The organism is Streptomyces sp. NPDC050636 (assembly GCF_040654775.1).
Lineage (GTDB): Bacteria > Actinomycetota > Actinomycetes > Streptomycetales > Streptomycetaceae > Streptomyces.
The window spans coordinates 1-7,445 of sequence record NZ_JBFAIP010000174.1 but is presented as its reverse complement, the minus strand read 5'-3'; the positions used below and the strand labels follow the sequence as shown (position 1 = coordinate 7,445).

Genomic DNA, 7,445 nt, shown 5'->3' with positions numbered 1-7,445 from the left:
GCGAGGAATCTCTGCGCCGTACCGCGTGATCGGAAGCCCTTCATGGCGCGTTCGCGTTGTCTTGTCGGCTGATGGGAGTTCTCGGCCCGGTTGTTCAGGTACTTCGAGGTGCGGTACTCGACCGAGGGCAGCACCTGCCGATGGGCCGCCCCGTAACTGCGGAGCTTGTCCGTGACGATCACGCGGGGCACGTACGGGAGGTCCTTGAGGAGCTTGCGGAAGAACCGCTTCGCCGCGGCCGCATCCCCTTGTCCTGCACGAGGATGTCAAGGACGTTGCCGCCCTGGTCCACCGCCCGCCACAGGTATCGCATCCGCCCGTTGACCTTGAGGAACACCTCGTCCAGGGGCCACTTGTCGCCCGGCCGGGGCTGTCGCCGGCGCAACTGTTTGGCGTAGGCGGGACCGAAGGTCGCGCACCAGGCGCGAACCGTCTCGTAGGTGACGGTGATGCCACGTTCGAAGAGGAGTTCCTCGACCTCGCGGTACGAGAGCGGGAAACGGTGATACAGCCACACCGCGTGACCGATCACCTCCACCAGGAACCGGTACCCCTTGCACGACACCGACACCTCGGACCCCACCGGCAGCCCCACCCCACGACGACCCACACCAAGACCATCACACGGACCACAAACAACTTGATAACGCCCGCTTTCCAGCTCCGGCCAGGACAGCCCTCCGGGAGGCGGTAGTCGACGGCGGACGTGATCGCGTCGTCCAGGGCGTCGACGTCGAGGTGGACCCAGTACCCGGCACTGTCGCAGCCGGTGAGTCGGCCGACGGTCTGGCGCGCTGCCGTGGCGGCGCCGGCTGCACGCACGCTGTCGAGGTCGATGGCGTGCAGCTGTGGGGGCGGGTACTGCCGGTGGCGCGCCGGCACACTCTGCCCTAATCCTGCCCTGGTCACTCACCAGGGCAGCCCCTCCTGAGCGCGCTGATCCACCGTCAGCTCAGCTGATCCACCGTCAGCTCAAGGGGCCCGTCGGCGGGCCAGCCCGCCTCCCGCCTCCCGCCTCCCGCGTGCAGGGATGTCCACTCATTCGAGTGGTTAACGGCTCCGGGGAAGTCGCTGGCACCAACACCGCAGAGATCATCGGCATGTTAGTCAATCAGTCTGGCACCGAGGGTCTGCGGTCACTGCACTGTGCCGAGGAGCTCTGCCGCGGCTGTGAGGCCGTGCAGGCGGTTCGGAAGCCGTGAGAGCGAGTCCGAGGAAGGGAAGCATCCATCATGCGCCCCGTGGCACCGGCGTCCCCGCTGGTTCGTATCAGTCCTCATCTGGCCGTGGCGCGCGATCACGCCAAGAACTGGGCTTGCGACATGGGCATGTTGGAGCCCGGGGGCGTCTGGAGCGAGGAGTCCTTCGACTCGGCGGACTATGCCCTGCTGACCGCCTCGTGTCACCCGGACGCCGCTGCGGATCGGCTTCCCCTGGTCACGGACTGGTACGTGTGGCTGTTTTTCCTCGATGACTACTTCGACGCGTCGTATATACGTCGCAGTGACGTGGTGGGAGGGAAGGCATTTCTCGGGCGGTTGTCCGCTGTGATGGCGGACGGGCAGGGGGCTGCCCTGCTTTCCGACGATCCTGCAGAGCGGGGGCTCGCTGATCTGTGGTCGCGTACGGCTCCTGGGGCGCCCGGTGACTGGCGACGGCGATTCAGGGAGAGTAATCAGGGCGTTCTCGACGAGCACATGCGTGAGCTCGTGCACTACGGGCAGAGTCAGGCGCCCGATCCCGTCAGCTATCTCGACATGCGCCGTCAGGGGCACGGGGGTCCGTGGGCGGCCGAGTTGATGGAGCTGGCGCTCCAAGCGCCGCTTCCGGCAGAGATCTCCGACAGCGGGCCGGTGCGGGCGCTGAACGATGCCTTCGGCGACGTGGTGCGCCTGGACAACGACCTCATCTCCTACCGGCGGGAGGTGGAAGAGGAAGGGGAGGTCAACAACCTGGTCCTCGTGGTGGAACGCTTCCTCGGGTGCGGACCGGCGGAGGCATCGGGCATCGTCCGGGACCTCCTGGACGCTCGAACGCGCAGGTTCGAGGAGATCGTCGCCACCGAGCTGCCGGTGCTCGTCACCGATCAGGCCCTTGGGCCGTCCGCCCAGGCGGACGTGCTCAGCTATGTGCAGGGGCTGAGGGAGTTCGTTGCCGGAATCCTGCAGTGGAACAGGCAGTCGGGACGGCACGCCGCACCTGACCGGACGGGTGCCCCGTCACCGTTCCATGTTCTCGGCGGACCCACCGGGCTCGGCACATCGCTTGCGCGGTGGATGCCCGATCGGTCCGCCAAGGGGACCAGCGAGTGCGCCAGCAGTGGGGCTCCGACATCGTCCCCAGACCCTTCCCTGGTGGCCGGTGCGGTGGGCGAAGCTCAGCAGCGCCTCCGTCTCGGGGTGGCGGCGCATCGCGCGCTGACATGGGCTCGTGGGGTCGGCATGGCCGACCCGCTGTTCGGCGTCTGGGGGGAGGAGGACCTGTCCGGCCTCGACCTCGCGCCGTGGAGGTCACTGCTGTCATCGGCAACCAACGGACAAGAGACCACTGCCGCATCGGAGTGGGATCTCGCCGCGGCGTGGTACGTGTGGTCGCGGTTCGCCGACGCCTACGTGGCGACCCGGTACGCGGACAGCCGTGATGTGGCCGGCGCGACCGCCTTCCTGACCCGCCTGTCGCGGTTCATGCCCCGGGAGGGAGACCTGCCCGATCTCAGGCCGGTCAACCCGATGGAGCGTGGGCTGGCCGAACTGTGGTCGCGAAGCCGGTCCGTCACGGCTGAGGAATGGCACAACGGCCTCCATTCCTCTCTTCTTGTCCTGGCCGACGACCTGCAGCGCAGGATCGCCGAGATGGTCGCGGGACGGACACCACTGGTGGCCGAGTCCACCGAGGCGTTTCGCCGAGCCTGGTCGTCGTGCGTGCTCGACCGGCTCCCCGGCCTGCGCTCCTCGCCTCAGGTACAACACGTGCGAGCCGCGCTGTCCCGTACACAGGACGGGTCAGCCGACGACGACTTCGGCGAACTCACGATCCGCGAGCGCACCGCCCGGCTCGCCGCACGCGTGGCCCAATCGTTCGACGACCGTGGGGCCTTCCGGGAAGCGTGCGACAGCAGGGTCGTCGAATCCACGATGATGCTGGCACTGCTGCGCCGCGAGGACCGCCTCCCAGCCGTCCAGCACGCTCTCGTACGATTCCTCGCCGAGCGCCGCCGAGATACCCTGCTCCATCCCGTGGAACGTCACCTGGCCGACATCAGCCTCGGCACGGCCTCAGGACAGGACCGCGCGAAAGAGCTGCTCGGCGGCTTCGACCACTTCACCGCGGGCCGCAAGCAGCTAATGCTCAGGACCTATCTGGCCGTGCTCGGCGCCGAGCCCTACCCGGACGTGGACGTCACAGCCATCAACTACCACGGCCACGCCACCTGGGTGGAGCTCACTCTGTGCGCAATGAAGATCCTCAACGCCCATGGGCAGGGGCGGCCGGACCTGGTCCGCGAAGAAGACCGCGCATTCCTCGTCCGTCGCCTCAGCGAAGGCCGACGGGACATCTGGGAGGCGAACGTGTCCGCACATCTGATGGCGCTGCTGGCCATCCATGAGTTCGCGCCGGGCAGTCAACCGATCCGGGACGGCATCGAGGCCATCCTGGCGGTGCGCAATCCGGACGGCGGCCTGCCGTTCATCCCGGACTACACCGTCTTCTTCGGCGCACTGGCCGGTCTTGCGCTGGCCACGGTGGACGCCGATCCGCTGCTGCTGCGCCGCATCGGCGACTACCTCACCGGCCAGCAGAGCGACAACGGCAGCTGGCCGTTCACCGAACGGGTCTGTCAGACCGACGTCGAAGGGGCGGGCGCCGTCATCGAGGCCCTGCGAGCCGTGGATCCCGACCGCTACAAGGCCGCCTTGGCGCACGGAGCCGACTATCTCGTCGCCATGCCGAACGGCGACGGCGGATTCCCCACCTATCTGCAAGGGCATCCCTCCGAGGTCGTCATGACCGCCAACGCGGTCACTGCGCTCGCCCCGGCGTGGAGCACCTATGCACACGCCCTGGAACCCGCGGTAGCCTTCCTCCTCGATGCCCAGAAGCCAGATGGCACCTACGAGCGCAGCTGGAGCCTGAGCGAGGCGCATGCCATCCGGCGCGTCCTGCACGCCCTGCACCGAGTCCCCGAGCTGGCCCGGCCGCGCTTCGCACGCGGCATCGCCCAGGCGTACGACCGTGCTGGTGCCTACCTGGAGCAGAGCCAGAATCCTGACGGTGGCTGGGGCCAACGCGCCGGCGACGACAGCGATCCGATCAGCAGCGCGCACACGCTCAGCGCGGCCGCCGTCCTGGGCACCCCCGATTGGTGTGGCCGGGGGTTGACTTACCTGCTGAGGCAGCAGCGACCGGACGGGGGCTTCACTTCCGTCCCCGACCAGGTCGCCCCCCGCCCCATCCCCTACAACTTCCCCGGGATGGCTGACCTGTACGTCCTCACAGCGCTCGGAGACCTCAGGCGACTGGGGCGTTTGCCCGGCTGCACACCTGCTGTCCCCCCTCCTCTCCCGCCCGCCGCGCGGTCCGCACATGGACCCGATGGGGCCTTCGACGTGTTCGGCATGAGCGCGCTGCGCGCGTTCCGCCCCGCCGACGGCAGCCACGACGCGTTGTTCCGCGCATGGGAGGGTGAGTAGCCGATGACCTGGTACGACTACGTCGTCGTGGGCGGGGGTTCGGCCGGCTGCGTCCTGGCGGCCCGGCTGAGCGAGGACCCGAGCGTCAACGTCGCACTCATCGAGGCGGGAGGGCCAGATGACGCCAGGGAAATCCACGTCCCCGCCGCATACGGCCGGCTGTTCCAGAGCCAGTACGACTGGAACCTGTGGAGCGAACCCGAGCCTGCCCTGAACGGCCGCCGCCTGCCGCTGACCCGAGGACTGGTCCTGGGCGGGTGCAGTTCCCAGAACGCCATGATCTACATCCGCGGCAATCGCCATGACTACGACAGCTACGCCGCCGACGGAGCCGAGGGCTGGTCCTACGACGACGTCCTGCCCTACTTCCGCCGCTCGGAGGACAACGAACGCGGCAAGGACGCCTACCACGGGACGGACGGCCCGCTCGGCGTCTCCGACGGCCGGTCACGGCACCCGCTGGCCGACGCGTTCCTCGACGCCTGCGCACAGGCCGGACACCCCGGCAACCCCGACTTCAACGGCCCCTGCCAGGACGGAGCCGGGCGCTATCAGCTCACCCAACGTGACGGACGTCGCTGCAGCGCCACCGTCGCCTTCCTCCGACCGGCACTGGCGCGGCCCAACCTGACCGTGCTCACCGAGTCACTCGTGCTGCGCATTCTCGTTGAGCGAGGCCGGGCGACCGGCGTCCGGATCAAGCGCGGCGGACAGGAACTCACCGTCGCAGCCGCGCAGGAGATCGTCGTCTGCGCCGGCACCTATAACTCGCCTCACCTGCTGCTGCTCTCCGGCATCGGCCCCGCAGCGGACCTCGCGGCCCACGGCATCCCCCCACATCAGGACCTGCCTGTCGGCCACGGACTCCAGGACCACCTCGCGGTACCCCTGACCTGGCTCAGTCACGAGCAGACCCTTCACTCCCAGTCCACCCCTGCCACCATGGCAATGGCCTGGAACGAGGGCCGGGGCCCCATGACCTCCAACGGCAGCGAATCCGGCGGCTTCTTCCGCAGCGCCGCCGACCTGCCGGCCCCGGACATCCAGCTCCACCTGTCGCACTCGCTGTTCCACCAGGAAGGACTCGGCGGCGTCCACTCAGACGCCTACACCGTCCTCACCTCCTCCATCAACCCGGCAAGCCGAGGCCGCGTGACCCTCCGCTCGGCCGCTCCCGACCACAAGCCACGCATCCTGAACAACTTCCTCAGCAGCGCAGGCGAGATGAGAACCGCCGTGCAGGGCGTCCGGCTCGCACTCGACATCGCCCACCGGCCCGCTCTCCGCACCCGCGGCGGCCGCCCCCACCTCGTTCCGGATTCCGACACCGACAGCGCCATCGAGACCTTCATCCGAAGCACCGGATGCAGCACCTACCACCCCACCTCGACCTGCGCCATCGGCAGCGTTGTCGACACACGGCTGCACATCCTCGGCATCGAGAACCTGCGGGTGGCGGACGCCTCGGTCCTGCCCTTCGTACCCCGCGGCAACACCAACGCCGCGGCCATCATGGTCGCCGAGAAGGCCGCCGACCTGATCAGAGGCCTCAGCATGCCCACAGTCACAGCATCCGCCGGGACCATCCTCCCAACGGCATCGGCCCAAAGGCCCATCGCGAAGAGCACCGTGCAGTCCCGCGATCGGCTCACCCACCTCGGGGAAAGCCACGCACTCACCGACCCCACGGAACTCGACGCCCTGTGGGAAGCCTTGGACCCCGTCCGCCCGGACCAGATCCTCGGAGCCTGGCGCGGCTCTCCCCTCAACACCGGCCACTCTGCCGAACGCCGCCTGCGGAATCTGCGCTGGTACGGCAAGAGGTTTAACTCGCCCGTTGACGTCCAGCCACTGATCTGCCGCGACGAGCACGGCCATCTGTACTCCGAGACCGAGGCGTCCGGAGGCGGCGGGAGGCTGGTGATGCTCCCCTTCCGCAACGACGTGACCACCGCGCTCGTCTACGACGCCAGGCCCGTCGTCGACTACTTCAAGAAGGCCGATCACGACACCCTCATGGGCATCATGATCGGTGACAACGAGCCCTCCGACGATGGTCAAGCCTTCTACTTCATCCTCCAGCGCCCCTGACGAGTCCCCGACCAGGCTGGATAGCCCCGTTCACCGGGCAATCGGGCGCTTCCGACGCAAGGGGCTTCACATGCCACAACAGCTGAACGAACGTCAACGGCAGGTCCTGCGTTGGGTCGGCCAAGGTTGCCCTGACGGCGTGTGGGAGGGCTCCACGCACAAACTCAGCTGCCAAGCACTGCAAAACCGGGGGCTGGTCACAGTATCCAGGAGGCAGGGGAAGTGGTCTGCCACCCTTACCAACGCTGGCCAGCATTACCTGGAACACGGAACCTACCCGCCTGATCAGCCTCGCAGCAAAGGCCGAACATCTAGTCGGAAGGCCGGAGCTAAGCAATCCGCCCGCACCGAAAGTCACGTCTCTGGGACGCAGGAAACCTCGCACGTAGTAGTTCCGCAGAGAGCCGACTCCGTTCCACGGAAAACAGCCAAGACTGTTACGGAACAGCTCCTGGACGAGCTCGCCGAAGCTGGCGGGCGGATCGTCAAGCGCGAGGCCACCGGTCGAGAGAACGAGAAATGGCCGATCCGCGTAGCCGCAGCGCGCAGATCAGGAAAGGTCCCCAAAGTGATGAGGATCCGCATTTTTCCCCAAGTGCGCTCCGATTCCCCACTTGGTTCAAGAGCGGATGAAGTGAGGAAAGTGGGGATCGCCGAGCGTGC

At 67.8% G+C, this 7,445-nt stretch carries 2 protein-coding genes and 1 pseudogene; 2 read left to right on the top strand and 1 reads right to left on the bottom strand.

Annotated elements, in window-relative coordinates:
- Positions 1-583, bottom strand: a pseudogene (locus AB0I10_RS39535) (IS6 family transposase); the annotation flags it as partial.
- Between the two features lie 658 nt (positions 584-1,241).
- Here AB0I10_RS39535 and AB0I10_RS39530 point away from each other — a divergent pair.
- Both AB0I10_RS39530 and AB0I10_RS39525 read left to right on the top strand, forming a co-directional pair.
- On the top strand, positions 1,242-4,691 hold the full coding sequence (locus AB0I10_RS39530; RefSeq protein WP_363157588.1) for a prenyltransferase/squalene oxidase repeat-containing protein: 3,450 nt from the start codon (positions 1,242-1,244) through the stop codon (positions 4,689-4,691).
- Between the two features lie 3 nt (positions 4,692-4,694).
- Positions 4,695-6,782, top strand: a complete 2,088-nt coding sequence (locus tag AB0I10_RS39525) for an FAD-dependent oxidoreductase (protein WP_363157587.1) — start codon at positions 4,695-4,697, stop codon at positions 6,780-6,782.
- Positions 6,783-7,445: the final 663 nt, after the last annotated feature.

Excerpts from the sequence above, each read along its gene's own strand:
- AB0I10_RS39525 (WP_363157587.1), top strand. The coding sequence starts at position 4,695 with ATGACCTGGTACGACTACGTCGTCGTGGGCGGGGGTTCGGCCGGCTGC.